Raw genomic sequence first — 1,524 nt, 5'->3', positions numbered from 1 at the left:
GAAAATACCGTAATCAAAAGGCAACTGCTGTTGAACCATGGTTTGTTCATAATTGAGGGATCTCCTGAATGAAACGCACTTTACTATGTTCCGGTCTCTTTTCGACGAAAGATGGCAGAATTCTCAAAGGGTGACAACCAATTTCTGATCTATATGAGGCAATAGTTTGAGAAAATAAAAAGGCAAAAAAATAGGGGATATTTCTTCCCCCACTTAAAAAACAATGTTGCCATCATTCTACCAAACTCTCCTCCGTAAACACTTGAGCGAAAGTCAGTACCTAACCCTGGAGTTACTGTTGCTCTTGATACAGACTCATCGAAATGTCACCCTGTCTACTCTGGCCGGAGTCTTCCCCCAACCGATTCAAAAAAAAGTCGAATTCGCAATCTTCAACGATTTCTCCTTCTGCCCAAATTAAGTCTCCAGTTACTATGGTTTCCCCTGCTTAAATACTGGATTCGACAGGTTGAATATGGAACAGCATTAAATCGTCAACAACGCCGACATTTTAAGAAACTTAAATCGAAGAATAATGGGTTTTGGGTGGTGGCTATTGATCGAACCCAATGGAAACAACGCAATGTGTTTATGGCCAGTTTGATATGGGGCACCCATGCCTTACCTCTATATTTTGAAGAAGTAGGACATAAAGGCAACAGTGATTTAGTTTGCCAAAAACGGATAATTAAGCAAGTTTTACGATTGTTTAAATCTAAACAGCATTCTGTTCTGGTCCTCGGTGACCGAGAGTTCCATAGCCCTAAACTGGCTTCCTGGCTTGAGTCGAGAGGTGTTTCCTTTTGTTTACGACAACGTAAAAGCCTGCACTTTAAGCCTCAAGATGCATCCGATTATGAGATTGTTGGGAAAAAAGGATTTAAGCCCGGTCAATCTGAGTTTTATACCCAGGTCTTATGCAATAAAGAAGATGGTATTGGACCGATGAATTTGGCGGTCTACTGGAAGCGAAAATATCGTGGGAAAGGACCTAAAGAGCCATGGTATATCTTGACTAATTTACCGACTCTCAAACAAACATTGTCGATTTATCGTGTTCGTTGGGGTATTGAACAGATGTTTAAAGATATAAAAACATCTGGCTATAATCTAGAAAATACTCAAGTCAATGAAACTCGTTTTTTTGCATTGTTACTCTTAATTATGATGGCCTATACCTTGGCAACATTGTACGGGCAACGGTTACGGGATAGAACGGTGGACAGCTACGCGGCACGTATCCAAGAATACACTAATGAACCGCTTCGAACGAGTGATTTTCATGTGGGTCTCTATGGCTATGCTTGGATATTTTCGATGCAATTATGGGCCGACCTTGTCCTGCCGTTACTGGCGCTCAAGCCCCATAAACGTCTCTATTTTCAACGCGGCTTCAATGCTCTATCGCTTATGAAACAAGAGCTGTAGTTAGGTTGTCACCCTTTGAGAGCCAACTTGGGTTCATCGCTATTGTTCAAGGAACGGTAAGGTCTGTGGGGCGATCGCCATATCTAGCTTTCTTAA

1 pseudogene is annotated in these 1,524 nt (G+C 41.6%); it reads left to right on the top strand.

Features of this window, described 5'->3' with window-relative positions:
- The first annotated feature begins 223 nt into the window (after positions 1–223).
- A pseudogene (locus tag F6K52_RS36195) lies at positions 224–1,428 on the top strand (IS4 family transposase).
- The last annotated feature ends 96 nt before the right edge of the window (positions 1,429–1,524 follow it).

Source organism: Moorena sp. SIO3H5 (assembly GCF_010692395.1).
In the GTDB taxonomy this organism is placed as follows: Bacteria; Cyanobacteriota; Cyanobacteriia; order Cyanobacteriales; family Coleofasciculaceae; genus Moorena.
The sequence above is the reverse complement of the archived record's forward strand: the minus strand, read 5'-3'. Positions and strand labels throughout refer to the sequence as shown.